This is a genomic window from Paracoccus tegillarcae, from assembly GCF_002847305.1.
Lineage (GTDB): Bacteria > Pseudomonadota > Alphaproteobacteria > Rhodobacterales > Rhodobacteraceae > Paracoccus > Paracoccus tegillarcae.
Genome location: NZ_CP025408.1, coordinates 176,112 through 193,436 on the forward strand (window position 1 = coordinate 176,112; position 17,325 = coordinate 193,436).

16 protein-coding genes are annotated in these 17,325 nt (G+C 63.8%); 11 read left to right on the top strand and 5 right to left on the bottom strand.

The window, feature by feature from the left end:
• Window positions 1-120: 120 nt before the first annotated feature.
• The 5 genes from CUV01_RS00845 to CUV01_RS00865 are packed head-to-tail and all read left to right on the top strand — an operon-like array spanning window position 121 to window position 5,291.
• On the top strand, window positions 121-867 hold the full coding sequence (locus tag CUV01_RS00845) for a 5-oxoprolinase subunit B family protein (RefSeq protein ID WP_157994744.1): 747 nt from the start codon (window positions 121-123) through the stop codon (window positions 865-867).
• The gene (locus tag CUV01_RS00850) at window positions 864-1,880 is read left to right on the top strand and encodes a 5-oxoprolinase subunit C family protein (protein ID WP_101458819.1); all 1,017 of its coding nucleotides are present in this window, start codon (window positions 864-866) and stop codon (window positions 1,878-1,880) included. Before CUV01_RS00845 ends, CUV01_RS00850 begins: the two co-directional genes overlap by 4 nt.
• Complete coding sequence (locus tag CUV01_RS00855; protein ID WP_101458820.1) at window positions 1,880-2,647, top strand: LamB/YcsF family protein; 768 nt, start codon at window positions 1,880-1,882, stop codon at window positions 2,645-2,647. Before CUV01_RS00850 ends, CUV01_RS00855 begins: the two co-directional genes overlap by 1 nt.
• A 19-nt stretch (window positions 2,648-2,666) precedes the next feature.
• Window positions 2,667-4,457: a gamma-glutamyltransferase family protein gene (locus tag CUV01_RS00860; RefSeq protein WP_101458821.1), complete on the top strand. Its 1,791-nt coding sequence runs from the start codon at window positions 2,667-2,669 to the stop codon at window positions 4,455-4,457.
• Window positions 4,458-4,460: 3 nt separating this feature from the next.
• On the top strand, window positions 4,461-5,291 hold the full coding sequence (locus CUV01_RS00865) for a sulfite exporter TauE/SafE family protein (RefSeq protein ID WP_101458822.1): 831 nt from the start codon (window positions 4,461-4,463) through the stop codon (window positions 5,289-5,291).
• 21 nt (window positions 5,292-5,312) lie between these two features.
• On the opposite strand, the gene CUV01_RS00870 is transcribed toward CUV01_RS00865, so the two are convergent.
• Both CUV01_RS00870 and queA read right to left on the bottom strand, forming a co-directional pair.
• On the bottom strand, window positions 5,313-6,578 hold the full coding sequence (locus CUV01_RS00870) for an MFS transporter (RefSeq protein ID WP_101458823.1): 1,266 nt from the start codon (window positions 6,576-6,578) through the stop codon (window positions 5,313-5,315).
• Between the two features lie 63 nt (window positions 6,579-6,641).
• On the bottom strand, window positions 6,642-7,718 hold the full coding sequence (gene queA / locus CUV01_RS00875) for a tRNA preQ1(34) S-adenosylmethionine ribosyltransferase-isomerase QueA (protein WP_101458824.1): 1,077 nt from the start codon (window positions 7,716-7,718) through the stop codon (window positions 6,642-6,644).
• Between the two features lie 116 nt (window positions 7,719-7,834).
• Between queA and CUV01_RS00880 the strand changes: the two genes are divergently transcribed.
• Window positions 7,835-8,128 carry a (2Fe-2S)-binding protein gene (locus CUV01_RS00880; protein WP_101458825.1) on the top strand — a complete coding sequence of 98 codons (294 nt, stop codon included), beginning with the start codon at window positions 7,835-7,837 and terminating at the stop codon, window positions 8,126-8,128.
• Entirely contained in the window at window positions 8,076-8,561 is a 486-nt protein-coding gene (bfr, locus tag CUV01_RS00885) for a bacterioferritin (RefSeq protein ID WP_101458826.1), read from the top strand. The genes CUV01_RS00880 and bfr overlap by 53 nt, the downstream gene beginning before the upstream one ends.
• A gap of 101 nt (window positions 8,562-8,662) precedes the next feature.
• Here bfr and CUV01_RS00890 read toward each other — a convergent pair whose 3' ends face one another.
• Window positions 8,663-9,337, bottom strand: coding sequence for an HAD hydrolase-like protein (locus CUV01_RS00890; protein ID WP_101458827.1), 675 nt, complete (start codon window positions 9,335-9,337; stop codon window positions 8,663-8,665).
• A gap of 105 nt (window positions 9,338-9,442) precedes the next feature.
• Here CUV01_RS00890 and glmU point away from each other — a divergent pair, with 105 nt between their 5' ends.
• Both glmU and glmS read left to right on the top strand, forming a co-directional pair.
• Window positions 9,443-10,786 carry a bifunctional UDP-N-acetylglucosamine diphosphorylase/glucosamine-1-phosphate N-acetyltransferase GlmU gene (gene glmU / locus CUV01_RS00895; RefSeq protein ID WP_101458828.1) on the top strand — a complete coding sequence of 448 codons (1,344 nt, stop codon included), beginning with the start codon at window positions 9,443-9,445 and terminating at the stop codon, window positions 10,784-10,786.
• Window positions 10,787-12,604 carry a glutamine--fructose-6-phosphate transaminase (isomerizing) gene (gene glmS / locus CUV01_RS00900; RefSeq protein ID WP_101458829.1) on the top strand — a complete coding sequence of 606 codons (1,818 nt, stop codon included), beginning with the start codon at window positions 10,787-10,789 and terminating at the stop codon, window positions 12,602-12,604.
• A 565-nt stretch (window positions 12,605-13,169) separates the two neighbouring features.
• Here glmS and CUV01_RS00905 read toward each other — a convergent pair.
• Window positions 13,170-13,838 (bottom strand): ABC transporter ATP-binding protein, encoded by a 669-nt coding sequence (locus tag CUV01_RS00905; protein ID WP_101458830.1) that lies wholly within the window; start codon window positions 13,836-13,838, stop codon window positions 13,170-13,172.
• Window positions 13,831-15,132 carry a lipoprotein-releasing ABC transporter permease subunit gene (locus CUV01_RS00910; RefSeq protein ID WP_101458831.1) on the bottom strand — a complete coding sequence of 434 codons (1,302 nt, stop codon included), beginning with the start codon at window positions 15,130-15,132 and terminating at the stop codon, window positions 13,831-13,833. The genes CUV01_RS00905 and CUV01_RS00910 overlap by 8 nt, the downstream gene beginning before the upstream one ends.
• A gap of 135 nt (window positions 15,133-15,267) precedes the next feature.
• Between CUV01_RS00910 and radA the strand changes: the two genes are divergently transcribed.
• On the top strand, window positions 15,268-16,632 hold the full coding sequence (radA, locus tag CUV01_RS00915; protein ID WP_101458832.1) for a DNA repair protein RadA: 1,365 nt from the start codon (window positions 15,268-15,270) through the stop codon (window positions 16,630-16,632).
• Between the two features lie 40 nt (window positions 16,633-16,672).
• Entirely contained in the window at window positions 16,673-17,272 is a 600-nt protein-coding gene (locus tag CUV01_RS00920; protein ID WP_101458833.1) for a CvpA family protein, read from the top strand.
• The last annotated feature ends 53 nt before the right edge of the window (window positions 17,273-17,325 follow it).

Here is a 17,325-nt window from a genome sequence, read left to right on the forward strand (position 1 = left end):
ATGTCCTGACAAAAGGTTGCCAGACCCGTTCGACCTTTCGATATGCCCCCAGCTTGCACATGGCACCGCTTGCGACGCAGGATGCGACTGATCCGACCCAGTACGCGGAACGCAGCCCATATGAGCGACCCGACAGAATTGACCCCCACCGCCCTGCCCGCCGGGCTGGACGGCGTGTTGATAAGGATGGCGCTGACGCCTGCCCCTGCTGCGATGGCCGCGGCGCAGATGCTGGCGGCTGAACTGGATCGCACACCACCCAAGGGAACGGTCGAGATCGCACCGGGGCTGGTGTCGGTCCTCGTGCGGTTCGACGCGGCGGTTACGACCCGCGATCAACTGGCGAAGGCGATGCTGCGACGCGCCTCGGTCATCGCCAATGATCCCCCCGGCCTGCCCGATCCGGCGCGGCGCTGGACGATCCCGGCGGCCTTCGGCGGCGATCATGGCCCCCAACTGGGCGAGGTCGCCCGCACCGTCGGCCAATCCGAAGAGGCCGCAATCGACGAAATTTGCAGCGCTGATCTGCGCATTCTGGCGATCGGCTTTGCGCCCGGCCAGCCCTATGTCGGGCTGCTGCCCGAGGCCTGGAACCTGCCCCGGATGAGCGAATTGAACCCGCAGGTGCCGGCAGGCGCCTTGGTCTCGGCGGTGCGTCAACTCGTGATGTTCACCGCAGCGTCCACGACCGGCTGGCGACAGATCGCGCAGACCGGCTTTCGTTGCTTTGATCCGGGCCGCGATCAACCCATTCCGCTGAGGCCGGGCGACGCGATCCGATACACAGCGGTCAGCGCGTCCGATATGGCCGGGCTGATGGCAACGACGGATGGTCTGGGCGGCGCGCGCCTTGAGGTGCTGCGATGAACGCCCTGCACGTCCTGCGCGCCGAAGGCGTGCTCAGCGTTCAGGATCTGGGCAGGCCCGGCCATATCGCGCAGGGCCTCTCGCGCGGCGGCGCGATGGACCGGCTTGCGCTGATCGAGGCCGGGGCGCTGCTGGGTCTGAAATCGGTCGTCGCAGGGATCGAGATGGCGGGCACAGGCGGGCTGTTCACGGTGGATCAGCCGACGCGCATCGCGCTGACCGGCGCCGCGATGACCGCCACACTGAACGATGCCCCGCTGCAATGGCAGGCCTGTCATCTGATCGCACCCGGTCAGCGGTTGCGGATCGGCGGTGCGCAAGCCGGTGCCTACAGCTATCTGGTGCCGGCAGGTGGCGTGCTGACGCCGGAATGGCTGGACAGCCGCGCCGCCCATCTCAACATCGGGATCGGAGCGATCCTGACTTCGGGACAAAAGCTGAAGATCGGCACAGATCGCGCGCCCGAAACGCCCAGCCTGATCATCACCGTCGCCCCGCGTTTTCAGGGCGGCACCATCCGAATGATGGACGGCCCGCAAACGTCGCTGTTTTCCGATCATGTGCTGGCGACGTTCTGCCAGACCACGTTCGCGCGCGCCCCGCGCGGCAACCGACAGGGCGTGCGGCTGGATGCGGATGCGCGCTTTGCGTCGGATCACGCCGGCAGTCTGGCCTCGGATATGCTGCTGCCCGGCGATCTGCAGATGACCGGCGACGGCGTGCCCTATGTGCTGCTGGCCGAATGTCAGACCATGGGCGGCTATCCCCGCATCGGCTCGGTCATCCCGGCCGATCTGGCGCAGATCGCCCAGACCCCGCCCGGCGGTCAGATCCGGTTTCAGCGCATCACGCTGGAACAGGCCGACGCGCTTTTCCGAGACGAGGCCGGGCAGCTACGGGATGCTGCGGCCCGCTGCCGTTACCTGACCCGCGATCCAGCGATGATGGCAGACCTGCTATCCTATCAACTGGTTGGCGGCATGACGCGCGGCGACGAACTGGAGGAGGACTGATGCAAGTCGATCTGAACGCCGATATGGGCGAAAGCTTCGGGCCGTGGCGCATGGGCGATGATGATGCGCTGCTCAAGATCATCACATCGGCCAATATCGCCTGCGGATTTCACGCCGGTGATGCGGATGTGATGGCCAACACCATGCGTCTGGCTGCGGCAAACGATGTCGGCATCGGCGCGCATCCGGGCTTTGCCGATCTGCAGGGCTTTGGACGCCGGCGGATCAGGCTGTCGACCGAAGAGCTGGGCAATATGGTCGCCTATCAACTGGGCGCGGCGCAGGGCATGGCGCGGCTGGCAGGTGGCCGGGTGCGGCATCTGAAACTGCATGGCGCGGTGGCCAACATGGCCAGCGAGGACGCTGCAATCGCACGGGCCTGTTACGCGGCCGCGCTGAAGGTCGATCCCGACATCATTCTGGTCACATTGGCCGCCACCGCCTCAGAGGCCACCGCACGCGATCTGGGCGCGGCCTATGCCAATGAGATCTTCGCCGACCGCGCCTATAATGACGACGCGACGCTGGTCGATCGCAGCCAGCCCGGCGCAGTGTTGCATGATCCGGGCGTCGCGGGCCTGCGCATGGAGCAAATGATCCGCGCCGGCGGTATCGTCACGCAATCGGGCAAGACCATCCCCTGCCGCATCGACACGATCTGCGTGCATGGCGACAGCCCCGATGCCGTGGCCATGGCCGGCGCCGTCCGCAATCACCTGCAAGGCGCGGGCATCACCCTGCGCCAGTTCCCCGGCCAGCGCGCCTGAGCCTTCGAAAGATCCCGAGATGAATGATTTCACCACCCGCCCCGACATTCGCGGCACCTTCGGCACCGTGACCTCGACCCATTGGCTGGCCTCGGCCGCGGGCATGGCCATGCTGGAACGCGGCGGCAATGCCTTTGACGCGGCGGTGGCCGCCGGACTGGTGCTGCAAGTGGTGGAGCCGCATCTGAACGGCCCCGCAGGCGATCTGCCGGCAATCGTTCATCTGGCAGGTACGGGGGAAACCCGCGTCCTCTGCGCCCAGGGCACAGCGCCTGCAGGGGCGACGATGGATCACTATCATGCGCTCTTCGGCGATGGGTTGATCCCGGGATCGGGCCTCCTGGCCACGGTCGTTCCGGGTGCCTTCGACGGCTGGATGCTGATGCTGCGCGATCACGGCAGCATGGAACTGGCACAGGTCATCGAACCGGCCATTACCTATGCCCGCGACGGCCACCCGATCCTGCCGCGCGTCGCAGCAACGATCGCCGGGATCGCAGATTTCTTCCGCGACGAATGGCCCAGCAGCGCGGCCACATGGCTGCCCGGCGATGCGCCGCCAGAAGGCTGGGAGCTGTTTCGCAACCCCGATCTGGCCAACGCCTATCAGCGCCTGGCAGACGAGGCACAGGGCAACACGCGCACGCAACGCATCGATGCCGCGCGCAAGGCCTGGTCGTGCGGGTTCATAGCGGATGCCATCTGCGATTATCTGGCCGATGCATCGGTCATGGATGTCTCGGGCCAGCCGCATTCGGCGGTTCTGGCGCGCGAGGATATGGCTGACTGGCAGGCCCGATGGGAAGACCCGATCAGCATCGACTATCACGGCTGGACCGTTATCAAGACCGCACCCTGGTCACAAGGGCCGGTCATGTTGCAGGCGCTTCGTCTTCTTGAGGACATCGACCTCGCCGCCATGGACCCGTTCGGCGCCGATTTCATCCATACCGTGACCGAGGCGATGAAGCTGGCCTATGCCGACCGAGAGGCCTTTTACGGCGATCCCGATCACTTCGACATCCCTCTGGACATGCTGCTGTCGCGCGACTACGCCGCCGAACGCCGCAAGCTGATCGGCGACACCGCCAGCGATGAACAGCGCCCCGGTCGCCTGCCCGGTCTTGAGCATCTGGCCGATGCGGCCATCGCGCGGGCCGGGCGTGATTTCAACGCCGCGCGCGGTGCCAGCGCGGGCGAGCCGACCATGGCCCATCTGACCGAACGGCGCGGCGATACCGTGCATCTGGATGTGATCGACCAATGGGGAAATATGGTCAGCGCGACGCCTTCGGGCGGCTGGCTGCAATCGAACCCGGTCGTGCCGGGCCTCGGCTTTCCGCTCAACAGCCGGGCGCAGATGTTCTGGCTGGAAGATGGCCTGCCCTCATCCCTGCGCCCCGGCACACGTCCGCGAACCACACTGACCCCGTCACTGGCCGAAAAGGATGGCACCCGCATCGCCTTTGGCACGCCCGGCGGCGACCAGCAGGATCAATGGCAACTGATCTGGTTCCTGCGCTACGTCCATCACGGGCTGGGGATGCAGCAGGGCATGGATGCGCCGCTGTTTCATTCGATGCATTTCCAATCCAGCTTTTACCCGCGTCAGGCCAAGCCCGCCGAGATCATGGTCGAACCCGGCTTCGGGGCTGAGGTCATCGACGATCTGCGCGCCCGCGGCCACAAGGTCACCGTATCGGACCCCTGGTCCATCGGTCGGCTGACAGCCGCGCGGCGCGAACCCAATGGCATGCTGACCGCCGCTGCCACCCCGCGCCTGATGCAGGCCTATGCGGTGGGGCGCTAGGCGATGGAGGGGTTGAGCACAGGCACTTTGCTGGAACTGGCCGCCGTTGCCGTCGGCGCCGGCATGGCGGGCGGTGTATTGGCCGGTCTGCTGGGCGTGGGTGGTGGCATCGTCATTGTCCCCGCGCTTTATTTCGCGCTGACCCTGTCGGGGATGGAGGGCGACATTGCGATGAAAATCGCGGTCGGCACCTCGCTGGCGACGATAGTTTTCACCTCGCTGGCCTCCAGCCTCGGGCACTACAAACGCGGCGCGATCGATACCGGGCTGCTCAAACTATGGGCACCCTCGATCCTGATCGGTGTGGTGTTGGGCAGCCTCTTGGGGGGCTATGTCTCGGGCAAGGTGCTGATCGCTGTCTTCGCGACCGTGGCGCTGCTGGTGTCAGCCGACATGATCCTGCGCAAGGGCCGCGCCGATCCGGAACCGCGCAGCTTCAGCAAACCCGTCTGGGCGTTCTTTGGCGTCATTACCGGCACACTCAGCGCCATGATGGGCATCGGGGGCGGCACCATTGGTGTGCCGCTGTTGAACTTTCTGGGCTATGATATCCGCCGCGCGGTCGGCACCTCGGCAGCCATCGGCTTTCTGATCGGTCTGCCCGGCGCGCTGATCTATGCCCTCAGCGGCCTTGGCGCAGAGGGGCTGCCGCCCTTTTCCCTGGGCTATGTGAACCTGCTGGCGGCGGCGGTGATCATTCCGCTGACCACCACCTTCTCGCAATTCGGGGTCAAGCTGGCCCATTCGATCCCGCGCAGGGCTCTGCGGCTGGCCTTTGGTGGCTTTCTTCTAATCACCGCCACGCGAATGTTCATCGACCTGTTTTCAGGCTGACGCCGCCAACCCGCAGGCGGTTCAGTTCGCTTGCGGGTTTTCCTCATCCGCGCCAGCCGAGGATTGCGCCTCGTCCAGCGCCGCGCCGACGGCCAGGCTGGTCGCGGTCGGGTTGATGAGCGTATAGCCGCCCTGTTCTTGCGCGCTCAGCGAACGGCGACGCGTCATGCGCCACCCACCATAGGCCGCCAACAGAGCCAGCAGCACGCCCATATAGACCCAGAACCCGTCAGGGCCGATCCCTGCCATCAGCCAGCCGGTGACCATCGGCCCGATGATCGAGCCCACGCCATTGATGAACAAGAGCCCGGCAGAGGCCGAAGCCATATCGGACTGATCCAGATAGTCGTTGGTATAGGCCAGAAGCAGCGCATAGATCGGGTTGGCCACGCCGCCGATGATTGCGGCAATGATCGTCATGCCCCAGATATTCAGGTCCAGCGTGACCACCACAACAATGGCAAGTGCACCGATGACCGAAAGGCCCATGATCAGTTTGCGTCGGTCATAGCGATCTGACAGCCAGCCAATCGGATATTGAACCGCCAGCCCACCGATATAGATCGCGGCCACAAAGGTCGAAATCTGGCGCACCGACATGCCGACCTCGGCGCCCCAGACCGAGGACATGCCAAACAGCGCCGAGAAGACGCCACCGATCAGGAAAACGCCGATACAGCCAAGCGGCGAGGCACGATAGAGGCGACCAAAGCTCATCCGTTTGTTGGTTTCAAAGGCCGGGACGGGCTGGGCCGACAGCAGGATCGGCGTGAAGGACAAAGAGACCAGCACCGAGGGGATGACAAAGAGCAGGAAGTCCCTGGGATCGCCCAGGTTCAGCAGAAACTGCGCCGACACGACGCCCATCATCTGCACCATCATATAGGCCGACAGCGCCTGTCCCCGCTTTTCATTCGAGGTGCCCGCGTTCAGCCAGCTTTCGCCGGTGATATAAACGCCGCAAAAGCTGAACCCGATGATAAAGCGCAACACCGACCACGCGATCCAGTTGGGCGCGACGGCGTAAAGGACCAGCACCGCCGAGATCAGCGAACCCAGCGCCGCAAAAACCCGGATATGGCCGACCGTGCCGATCATCCCCGGCACGACCAGACTGCCCAGCAGGAAGCCGCCGTAATAGGTCGACATGACGAAGGACATCTGCAGTGTCGGGATCCCCTCGATCCCGCCGCGAATACCCAGCAGCGTTCCCTGCATGCCGTTGCCGACCATCAGCAGCAGGATGCCAAGAAGCAAAGGCCAGGTAGAGCGGACAACCGAGTTCATGTCACAACGTCCATCGACAAGAGAAAAAGGGGGAAAGGGTCAGAAAGCCTGCCCTAGCCCTGCTCAGTCGCCGATGCCAGCCCGAAAGCGACCGTCCGGGATCAACAGCGACGCATCCCCATAACTGAAAAATCTATACCGTTCATGAACGGCATGATCATATATTTCCTGTATTTTTTCTACGCCCATCAGCGCCGAGACCAGCATCAGCAGGGTCGATTTCGGCAGATGGAAATTCGTCATCAACCCATCGGTCACCATGAAGTGATAGCCCGGATAGATGAAGATGTCGGTCGTGCCCTCGAATGCCTCGACGCGGCCGTCCTGTGTCGCGGCTGATTCGATCAATCGCAGCGCGGTGGTCCCTACCGGGATCACCCGCCGCCCTGCCGCCCTGGCCGCATTGATCTGCGCAGCCGCATCCGCCGTGACCTCGCCCCATTCAGCATGCATCCGGTGGGTGGTTACGTCCTCGACCTTGACCGGCAGAAACGTCCCCGCGCCGACATGCAGGGTGACGTGGACGAAGTCGACGCCGCGATCCGCCAGCGCCTGCAGCAGGGCGGCGTCGAAATGCAGGCTGGCGGTCGGCGCGGCAACGGCACCCTGCCGCGCGGCCCAGACCGTCTGGTAATCCTGATGATCCTGCTGATCGGGTGCCCGCTGCGCCGCGATATAGGGCGGCAGCGGCATCGCACCTACCTGCTGCAGCGCCGCATCAAAAGCCTCGCCTGCGGCATCGAATCGCAGGCGCAATTCGCCGCCCGCGATCTCGGCCACTTCGGCGGACAGGGCCTGGCCAAAGCGGATCACCTCGCCCTCGCGCAATTTGCGCAGGGGCTTGGCCAATGCCCGCCACCCATCGGCGGCAGGCTCCAACAGGGTGATCTCGACCCGGGCCACCGCCTCGCCCTGGCCTGTCTGACGGCTGCGCGTGCCGGTCAGCCGCGCTGGAATTACCTTGGTGTCGTTCAGGACCAGCAGATCGCCGGGCTGCAAAATCTGTGGCAGGTCAAAGACATGGCGGTCAGAGATCACGCCCCCCTCGGCCAGCAGCATCCGCGCCGCGCTGCGCGGGCGGGCCGGACGCGTGGCGATCAGCGCGTCTGGCAGATCGAAATCGAAATCGTTCAGTTTCATGGGCGGGCTTCTGCGCCCTCGGACTGCAACGGTCAAGGCAGCAGATCACCAAGTGAAAGACTAAGACTTTACTTCTCCGACAGATTTGCTAAGAATTCACGCATCAGGAGCCCATCATGATCGTCTGTCACTGCACCGGTATCACCGATCACGACATCCGCGCTGCGGTTGACTGGATGCGCGCGGCTGATCCCGAGACGATCATCACCCCCGGCAAGATCTATCATGCGCTTGGCAGGCGCGCCGATTGCGGCGGCTGCATGCCGCTTTTGCTGGACACCATGCGTCATTGCGATAGCTTCGGCGTGGCCCCGCCGATTCTGCGGGACAATTCACATCGCATGAAGGGGACGCAGCATGAAGGGCGACGCCAAGGTCATCGAATACCTCAATTCGGCACTAAGATCTGAACTTACGGCCGTCAGCCAGTACTGGCTGCATTACCGCCTGCAAGAAGATTGGGGTTATGGCCGCATCGCCGATAAATCCCGCGCCGAATCCATCGAAGAGATGAATCACGCCGACCGGCTGATCCAGCGCATCCTCTTTCTTGAAGGTCATCCGAACCTGCAAAAGCTGGACCCGCTGCGGATCGGCGAAAACCCCAAGGAAACGCTGGAGGCCGATCTGGCAGGCGAGCATGATGCGCGCAATCTTTACATCGAGGCGCGCGATCACTGCGAAAAGGTTGGCGACTATGTCAGCAAGGCATTGTTCGAGGATTTGATCGGCGATGAAGAGGGTCATATCGACTACCTCGAAACCCAGATCGAACTGCACACTACGATCGGTGCGGAAAACTATGGCTTGTTGAACGCCAAGCCCGCCGACGAGGCAGAATAAACACAGATGGGGGCTGCCGCCCCCGTCCGTCCGCTGGCCGGCCTCCCCCGCGGATATTTCGATGAAGAAGAACGCGGTGTGATGCCGATGCGTTGCCGGTGTCAGGCCAGCCAGCTTTCGGCCAGTGCGGGCAGGTCATCGAAGTGATCCAGCAGCGCATCTGGGCCAAGCCGCGCAATTCCAGCACCTTCAGGGCCGAAACTGACCAGCGCAACCTTGACGCCGGCGGCTGCCGCGGTCTTGCGGTCGGTGTCCGTATCGCCCAGCAGGAAAGAGCGACCGACCTCGCCGCCGGCCGCCGCGACGGCCGCCTTGTAGGGCGCGGGATCGGGCTTGCGGACGGGCAGCGTGTCGGCGCCGATCAGACTGGCAAACGCGTCCCGAATGCCCAGTTGGTCCAGTAGCGCATGGGCCAGTCCCTCGGGTTTGTTGGTACAGACCGCAAGTCGATGCCCCTGCCCCGCCAGGGCATCGAGCGCCGCGACCACGCCGGGATAGAGCTGGGTACAGGTCGCGATATTGGCGGCGTAGTGTTCCAGCAGGCGCGGGTAGTCGTCACCCTCGGCCCCCGGCGGCAACAGGCTGTTGCCGGACATGCGCCCGTAACCTTCGCGCAGCATCGCGCGCCCGCCCTGGAACGCGATCAGACTGTCGGCCACCGGGTCCAGCAGATCACCAAGGCCGCGCGCCCGAAAACAGGCGTTGGCGGCCCCGATCAGGTCAGCCGAGGTATCGGCGAGCGTCCCATCGAGGTCAAAAACCACCGTTCCGGCCATGCTGCTGTAACCTTCCGTAAAGATGTTTGAACGCACAGGCCCTTTCGCCCGTGCTGGTGCTTGGTTAGAACGCGCCGAAAAGAAAGACAAACAAACAGGCATCCCATGTCCGATACACCCGTCGCACTCATCATCCTGGCCGCAGGCCAGGGCAGCCGGATGCAATCGGATCTGCCGAAGGTTCTGCACCGTCTTGGCGGCGTGCCACTGGTCGGTCATGCGCTGGCCGCGGGACGCGGTCTTGAGCCGGAACAGGTTGTCGTGGTCGCCGGCCATGGCGCCGATCTGGTCACCAAGGCGGTCGCCAAGCTGGAACCGGAGGCCGGGATCGCCCTGCAGACCGAACAGCTGGGCACCGGGCACGCCGTGCAGCAGGCGATGCCGCTGCTGGAGGGCTTTGCGGGCAAGGTGATCGTGCTTTATGGCGACACCCCCTTTATCTCGGAAACGACGCTGGAGGCATTGGCCGCGCATAAATCCGATGTGGTCGTGCTGGGCTTTGAGGCCGCCGATCCGGGCCGCTATGGCCGGCTGGTCGTCAACGATCAGGGTTTGCAGCGGATTGTCGAATACAAGGACGCCGATGCCGCCACGCGCCAGATCGCGCTGGTGAATTCCGGCGTCATGGCGCTGGATGCGGCCCTGCTGCGCGAGTTGATCGGCAATCTGGGCAATGACAACGCCTCGGGTGAATACTACCTGACAGATCTGGTGCAACTGGCACGCGAGGCAGGCCGGCGCGCCGATGTCGTCACCTGCGACGAGACCGAAACGCTTGGCATCAATACGCGCGCCGAACTTGCCGCCGCAGAGGCCGCCTTTCAGGCTCGCAGACGCACCGAGGCGCTGGAAAACGGCGTCACGCTGATCGAGCCCGCCACCGTCTGGTTTGCGCTGGACACGACCATCGGACGCGACGCGGTGATCGGTCAGAATGTCGTCTTTGGTCCCGGCACCACAATCGAAAGCGGCGCCGAAATCCTGCCCTTCTGCCATCTGGAAGGCTGCCATATCGCCTCGGGGGCAAAGGTCGGTCCCTTTGCACGGCTGCGGCCTGGTGCGGAACTGGGCGGAGATGTGCGTGTGGGCAATTTCGTCGAGATCAAGAACAGCGTCCTGGACGAGGGCGCCAAGGTCGGCCATCTGACCTATCTGGGCGACACGCATGTGGGCGAGTTCGCCAATATCGGCGCAGGCACGGTGACCTGCAACTATGACGGGGTGATGAAGCATCGCACCGAGATCGGCGCAAATGCCTTTATCGGCAGCGACACGATGCTGGTTGCACCGGTTCGCGTAGGCGCCGGTGCCATGACGGCATCAGGCAGCGTCATCACGCAGAACATTCCCGACGAAGCGCTGGGCATGGCCCGTGCGCGTCAGATCAACAAGGCCGGCCTTGCCACGCGGATCATGGCGGCGCTGCGGGTCAGGAAGGATAACAAGTAAATGTGTGGTATCATCGGCATTCTGGGCAAGCACGAAGTTGCCCCGCAACTGGTCGAGGCGCTGAAGCGGCTGGAATATCGCGGCTATGACAGTGCCGGCGTGGCCACCATCGACGCAAGCGGCCAACTGGATCGCAGGCGCGCGGTGGGCAAACTGGTCAACCTGAGCGACCGACTGGTGCATGAGCCGCTGTCTGGCCATTCGGGCATCGGCCACACACGATGGGCCACACATGGTGCCCCGACCGAGGTGAACGCACATCCCCATCGCCATGGTCCCGTCGCCGTCGTGCATAACGGTATTATCGAGAATTTCCGCGACCTGCGCCAAGAGTTGATCGCCGCTGGCCTGACGCCTGAATCAGACACCGATACCGAAACCGTCGCATTGCTGACCGCGCATCACATGGCGCAGGGCATGGCGCCGATCGAGGCCGCGCGGGCCACGCTGGCACGGCTGCATGGCGCCTTTGCGCTGGCATTCCTGTTCGATGGCGAAGACGATCTGATGATTGCCGCACGCAAGGGCAGCCCGCTGGCCATTGGCCACGGCGATGACGAAATGTTCGTGGGCTCGGATGCGGTGGCGCTGTCGCCCTTTACCGATCGCATCACCTATCTTGAAGAAGGCGACCACGCCGTTCTGACGCGCGAAGGCGCCAAGATCTTCGACGCTCAAGGCCAGCAGACCAATCGCGATATCACCCGGATCGACGTCGGTGCCACGGCAATCGACAAGGGCGGCTATCGGCATTTCATGGCCAAAGAGATCGCCGAACAGCCCTCTGTTCTGGGCGATGTTCTGAACCACTATATCAAGGATGGCCGGATCGTCCTGCCCGATGGTCTGGATTTCGCCGGCGTTGACCGGCTGACGCTGGCCGCCTGCGGCACGGCCTATCTGGCGGGATATGTGGCGAAATACTGGTTCGAACGTCTGGCCGGATTGCCCTGCGATCTGGATGTCGCGTCCGAATTCCGCTATCGTGAGCCGCCCTTGTCCGGGAAAAGCTGGGGCATCTTTATCAGCCAATCGGGTGAAACGGCGGACACGCTGGCCGCGCTGCACTATGCGCAGGACCGGGTGGCCAAGACCATCGGCGTGGTCAATGTGGGCACCTCGGCCATCGCGCGCGATACCGATATCGCGCTGCCGACCATGGCCGGTATAGAGGTCTGCGTGGCCTCGTCGAAGGCCTTTACCTGCCAGTTGGCCGTGCTGGCCGTGCTGGCGATCAAGGCCGCGCAGGACCGTGGCCGCCTGACCGACGAAGAGGCCGCCCGCCATATCGACGACCTGCGTTCCATCCCTGCCCTCTTGAACCAGGCGCTGACCGTCAGCGACGAATGCCGCGCGCTGGCCGACTGGCTGGCAGAGGCGCAGGACGTCCTGTATCTGGGCCGGGGTGCACTTTACCCCGTTGCACTTGAGGGCGCGCTAAAGCTGAAAGAGCTTAGCTATATCCACGCCGAAGGCTATGCGTCGGGCGAATTGAAACACGGCCCCATCGCACTGATCGACCGCAATGTGCCGGTCGTGGTCGTGGCCCCGCGTGACGCACTGTTCGAAAAGACCGTGTCCAATATGCAAGAGGTCATGGCTCGGCATGGCCAGGTGCTGCTGGTCTCGGATGCGCAGGGCATTGCCGAGGCGGGCGACGGCATCCGCGCCGGGCTGACCATGCCCACCGGCGGCGGCCTGTTCCAGCCGATCCTTTACGCGGTGCCCATGCAATATCTGGCCTACCACACAGCCGTCGCCAAGGGCACCGATGTGGATCAGCCGCGCAACCTCGCCAAGTCGGTGACGGTGGAATAGATCCGGTGAAGTGGCGGCGCGATCTTTGAAGAAACAATAAGGTTCTTACCTCCACGACAAAGTTCGCAACGAAATGGACCTGCACCGGTTTCGTTCCGGTCTTCTGAGAGCGATGCTTGAGGTGCCCCTGGTTTCCCAGACACCTGCCTCGTTCAGTTTCTGCTGTCTTACTTCGAAGTCACCCTGGCCAGTTCCCGCTTCAAACGCCGGTTCTCGGCTTCGTGGTCTCCGCCCGGCTTTGGTGACGGTTCAGCAAACAGCCTTCAAGCAGACGCACGCGATTTCTAAAAAATTATGCTGCGGTCACAGCACAAGGGTTTCCTGCCCCGCAAGTGACTGCTTCAAAGTAACAACGTCGCGCCGTCCCACCAACTCCTGCAATTCGCGCAACATCTCTTAACCCATCCCGAACCGCACGCGCGCAGCCTGTGTACAGGTAGTGTACGCCCTGTGTACGCGCGGTGTACGGATGTCACAGCCAAAAACCCAGCATTTGCTGGCATTTCCGCGTCAACCTCCGGGCGGTGTTGCGCAACAGCGTGCGCTGTGGTTGCACCGCAAAGGGTTAACCAGCCGCACCCAGATGGATGACCCGATCCATCCGTCCCGCCAACTCATGGTTATGGGTCGCGATCAGCGCGCTTAGCCCGGTCTCGCGCACCAGATCCATCAACACGCCAAACACCTTGTCCGAGGTTTCGGGATCAAGGTTGCCCGTCGGCTCATCCGCCAATAGCAGAGCCGGCGCATTGGCCAGAGCGCGGCAGAACGCCACCCGCTGTTGTTCGCCGCCCGACAATTCGGCGGGCCTGTGATCCGCGCGATGCGACAGACCCACCCGGTCGAGCAATTCACCCGCACGGGCAGCGGCCGCGCCCTGCCCCGTGCCATTGGCCAGTTGCGGCAGGATGATGTTTTCGGCGGCCGAGAATTCCGGCAGCAGGTGGTGGAACTGATAGACGAACCCCACATCGACACGGCGAGCCTCGGTCCGGGCCTTGTCGCCAAGATCGGTCATGTCGCGGCCTTGCAGGACCACGCGGCCCGTATCGGTGGTGTCCAGCAGACCGGCAATATGCAGCAGCGTGGACTTGCCCGAACCAGAAGGCGCGACCAGTGCCACGACCTCGCCGCGCGCAACGGTCAGATCGAACGCGCGCAGCGCCTCGACGGGCGCGGGGCCGTCCGCGCCATAGGTCTTGGATACGCCGTCCAGTCGCAAAACATCACTCATAGCGCAGGGCCTCGACCGGGTTCATCCGCGCAGCGCGGCGCGCGGGAAAGATGGTGACGATGAAGGACAGCGTCAGCGACAAGGCCACCGCGCGGAAGATATCCCAGCCTCGCAGATCGGCGGGCAGACGGTAGATGCCGCGCACCTCGGGCTGCCACGCGCCGCCCCCGGTCAGCGCGTTCAGCGCCGCCATGATGCTGTCGACATTCAGCGCCAGCAGCACCCCCAGCAGCACACCGATCATCGTTCCGATCACGCCCGTAAAAGCACCGCAGAGGATAAACACCCGCAGCACAGCGCCCTCGGTCAGGCCCATCGTGCGCAGGATGCCGATATCGCGGCCCTTGTTCTTGACCAGCATGATCAGCCCCGAGGTGATGTTCATCGACGCGATCAGCACCAGCACAGAAAGGATCACGAACATCACGTCGTCCTCCATATCCAGTGCCGACAGGAACGAGCCCGATGCGTCTTTCCAGGTCCAGACCAGCGCTCCCTCGCCCGCGGTTTGCAGCAGCGGCACGGTCCAGTCGCCCACCCTTTCGGGATCATCGACAAAGACCTGAATTTCATCGACCGCGCCCTCGCGGTTGAAATAGCTCTGCGCCTCGGTCAGCGGCATATAGATGCGGGTGCGGTCGATATCATAGCGCCCGGCGCTGAAGATATAGGTCACGTCATAGGCGTTGACGCGCGGCGTGGTGCCAAAGGCGGTCTTGGCGCCATCGGGGGCGATCAGCTTGATCTTGTCGCCGATCCCCAGGTTCAGTTCGCGCGCAATACCGCTGCCTATGGCAACGCCCCGATCGAAATTGGCCAGATCGCCCGCCGAGGTCGCAGGATCTGTGATGCGCGGCATCGCGGCCAGCGCCGCGTCGCTGACGCCGAACACCTCGGCCACGTTCGAACTGTCGCCCGCCGTGGCCATCACCTGCCCTTTGACAACCGCATCCGCCCGCGTCACGCCGGGCAGTGCCGCGACCTGCGCGGTCATCGCGTCGTAATCCTCGATCACGCCGGCCTGGGTATAGACCTCATCGGTCAGTTCATTGGTGAAACTGGTCGATGCCATATACAGCGTCGTATGCGCATTGGCGCCCAGGATCGTGTCGACGAACTCGGCCCGAAACCCCGACCTCACCGCCAGAGTCGCGATCAGGGCCATGACGCCAAGCGCGATCCCGATCAGGCTGATCCAGGTCATCACGCTGACCCCGCCCTCGGCGCGGCGGGCGCGCAGATAGCGCCAGGCGATCATGAATTCATAGCGCGAGAAAGGTGCTGGGCTGGACATCGGCTGACCTTGCAAAAATCGCGCAGACCCTGACCGCGCGCCTTCGAAAGATCAAGCCGACAATGGCGTGAGCATTTGTTTCCAGTGCAAATACTCATGTTGCGGTGCCGCCAATCAGATGCCACAAGATATGCCATGGCCAAGCCCGTCAACGCCTTTACCTGCACCGCCTGCGGCGCCTCCCACAAGAAATGGGCCGGGCGCTGCGAGGCCTGTGGCGAATGGAACAGCATCAGCGAAGAGGCGCCCTTGTCGCAAGGCCCCGGCCGTGGCCTTGGCGCCGCAAAAGGCCGCGCGGTGCCGCTGTCGCCGCTGACCAGCGACGAGGCACCGCCGCCCCGCACTGATAGCGGCATGGCCGAGTTGGACCGGGTACTGGGCGGCGGGTTGGTGCCGGGCAGCGCGATCCTTGTGGGTGGCGATCCGGGCATCGGCAAATCGACCCTGCTGCTGCAGGGTGCTGCGGCTTTTGCGCGGCGCGGGTTGCAGGCGGTCTATATCAGCGGCGAAGAGGCCGGCGCCCAGATCCGCCTGCGCGCGCAACGTCTGGGCCTGACCGACGCCCCGATGCGATTGGGCACCGAAACCAATCTGCGCGACATCCTGACCACGCTGGATCAGGAACGCCCCGATCTTGCGGTGATCGATTCCGTTCAGACCCTTTGGTCCGATCAGGTCGAGGCCGCACCCGGCAGCGTGGCACAGGTCCGCGCGGCCGCACACGAATTGGTGACCTTTGCCAAAAGCCGGGGCGTCTCGGTGGTGCTAGTCGGCCATGTCACCAAAGAGGGCCAGATCGCTGGCCCCCGCGTGGTCGAGCACATGGTCGATACCGTGCTTTATTTCGAGGGCGAACGCGGCCACCAGTTCCGCATCCTGCGCAGCGTCAAGAACCGGTTCGGCCCCGCAGGCGAGATCGGCGTCTTCGAGATGACCGGCGCAGGTCTGGCCGAGGTGTCAAACCCCTCGGCCCTGTTCCTCAGCGAACGTGGCCAGCCCAGCCCGGGCAGCGCGGTTTTTGCAGGCATAGAAGGCACGCGCCCGGTGTTGACCGAAATTCAGGCGCTGGTCGCCCCTTCCACATTGGCCAGCCCGCGCCGCACCGTTGTCGGCCTGGACAGTGGTCGCGTCAGCACCATTCTTGCGGTTCTGGAATCGCGCTGCGGCATTCCCTTCGCGGGGCTGGATGTGTTTCTGAACGTCGCGGGTGGAATGCGGGTCAACGAACCCGCCGCCGATCTGGCCATCGCAGGCGCGCTGTTGAGCGCGCGAGAGGACAGCGCACTGCCCGCCGACTGTGTCCTTTTCGGTGAGATCAGCCTGTCTGGCGCACTACGTCCCGTCGCTCAGGCGGAAAACAGGTTGAAAGAGGCGCAAAAACTTGGTTTTTCACAAGCGATTTTGCCCGAAGCCCGGAAGGTCGAGGGTGAGACCGGTATGTCCCTCATGGGGATTTCCGATCTGACAGGATTTGTGGGTGATGTATTCGGCGCCGGCTGAACCCCCTGAAAACAAGGAAACCGGCGCAAGGGCAGGATAAATGGACGGCTTTACCCTCATCGACGGCATCGTTGCCGCGGTTATCATTCTATCGGCCATATTGGCCTATTCGCGCGGCTTCGTGCGCGAATCACTGGCCATTCTGGGCTGGATCGGTGCGGCCATCCTGGCCTTTCTGTTCGCAGCCACGATGCGCCCGCTGATCGCGCAGATCCCGTTTTTGCGTGATTTTCTGGGCGACAATTGCGAACTCAGCATGATCGCGGGCTTTGCCGTGGTCTTTGCACTGGCACTGGTGGTCTTTTCGATCATCACCCCGCTGTTTTCGTCAGTGGTGCAGCGCTCTGCGCTAGGCGGCGTCGATCAGGGCATGGGCTTCCTGTTCGGCGTGGCGCGCGGGGTGCTGTTGGTCGCGGTGGCCTTCATCATCTATGATCGAGTGATCACCACCGAGGGCGTCACCATGGTCGACAACTCTCGCTCTGCGCAGGTTTTTGCACGCCTCGGCAATCAGATGAATGACAGCCTGCCGGATGATGCACCGGGCTGGATCGAAAGCCGCTACGAGCAACTGGTCGGCAGCTGCGGCGGCACCGCCACCGAGGTTGACGCAACCCAGACGCCCCCAGCCAGCAACTGAGCCAGGCTGATCAAAGGCTCGGCCCGGTCCTGGTAACAGGCCAATGACAAAAT

Excerpts from the sequence above, each read along its gene's own strand:
- CUV01_RS00845 (WP_157994744.1), top strand. The coding sequence starts at position 121 with ATGAGCGACCCGACAGAATTGACCCCCACCGCCCTGCCCGCCGGGCTG.
- CUV01_RS00850 (WP_101458819.1), top strand. The coding sequence starts at position 864 with ATGAACGCCCTGCACGTCCTGCGCGCCGAAGGCGTGCTCAGCGTTCAG.
- CUV01_RS00855 (WP_101458820.1), top strand. The coding sequence starts at position 1,880 with ATGCAAGTCGATCTGAACGCCGATATGGGCGAAAGCTTCGGGCCGTGG.
- CUV01_RS00860 (WP_101458821.1), top strand. The coding sequence starts at position 2,667 with ATGAATGATTTCACCACCCGCCCCGACATTCGCGGCACCTTCGGCACC.
- CUV01_RS00865 (WP_101458822.1), top strand. The coding sequence starts at position 4,461 with ATGGAGGGGTTGAGCACAGGCACTTTGCTGGAACTGGCCGCCGTTGCC.
- CUV01_RS00870 (WP_101458823.1), bottom strand. The coding sequence starts at position 6,578 with ATGAACTCGGTTGTCCGCTCTACCTGGCCTTTGCTTCTTGGCATCCTG.
- queA (WP_101458824.1), bottom strand. The coding sequence starts at position 7,718 with ATGAAACTGAACGATTTCGATTTCGATCTGCCAGACGCGCTGATCGCC.
- CUV01_RS00880 (WP_101458825.1), top strand. The coding sequence starts at position 7,835 with ATGATCGTCTGTCACTGCACCGGTATCACCGATCACGACATCCGCGCT.
- bfr (WP_101458826.1), top strand. The coding sequence starts at position 8,076 with ATGAAGGGCGACGCCAAGGTCATCGAATACCTCAATTCGGCACTAAGA.
- CUV01_RS00890 (WP_101458827.1), bottom strand. The coding sequence starts at position 9,337 with ATGGCCGGAACGGTGGTTTTTGACCTCGATGGGACGCTCGCCGATACC.
- glmU (WP_101458828.1), top strand. The coding sequence starts at position 9,443 with ATGTCCGATACACCCGTCGCACTCATCATCCTGGCCGCAGGCCAGGGC.
- glmS (WP_101458829.1), top strand. The coding sequence starts at position 10,787 with ATGTGTGGTATCATCGGCATTCTGGGCAAGCACGAAGTTGCCCCGCAA.
- CUV01_RS00905 (WP_101458830.1), bottom strand. The coding sequence starts at position 13,838 with ATGAGTGATGTTTTGCGACTGGACGGCGTATCCAAGACCTATGGCGCG.
- CUV01_RS00910 (WP_101458831.1), bottom strand. The coding sequence starts at position 15,132 with ATGTCCAGCCCAGCACCTTTCTCGCGCTATGAATTCATGATCGCCTGG.
- radA (WP_101458832.1), top strand. The coding sequence starts at position 15,268 with ATGGCCAAGCCCGTCAACGCCTTTACCTGCACCGCCTGCGGCGCCTCC.
- CUV01_RS00920 (WP_101458833.1), top strand. The coding sequence starts at position 16,673 with ATGGACGGCTTTACCCTCATCGACGGCATCGTTGCCGCGGTTATCATT.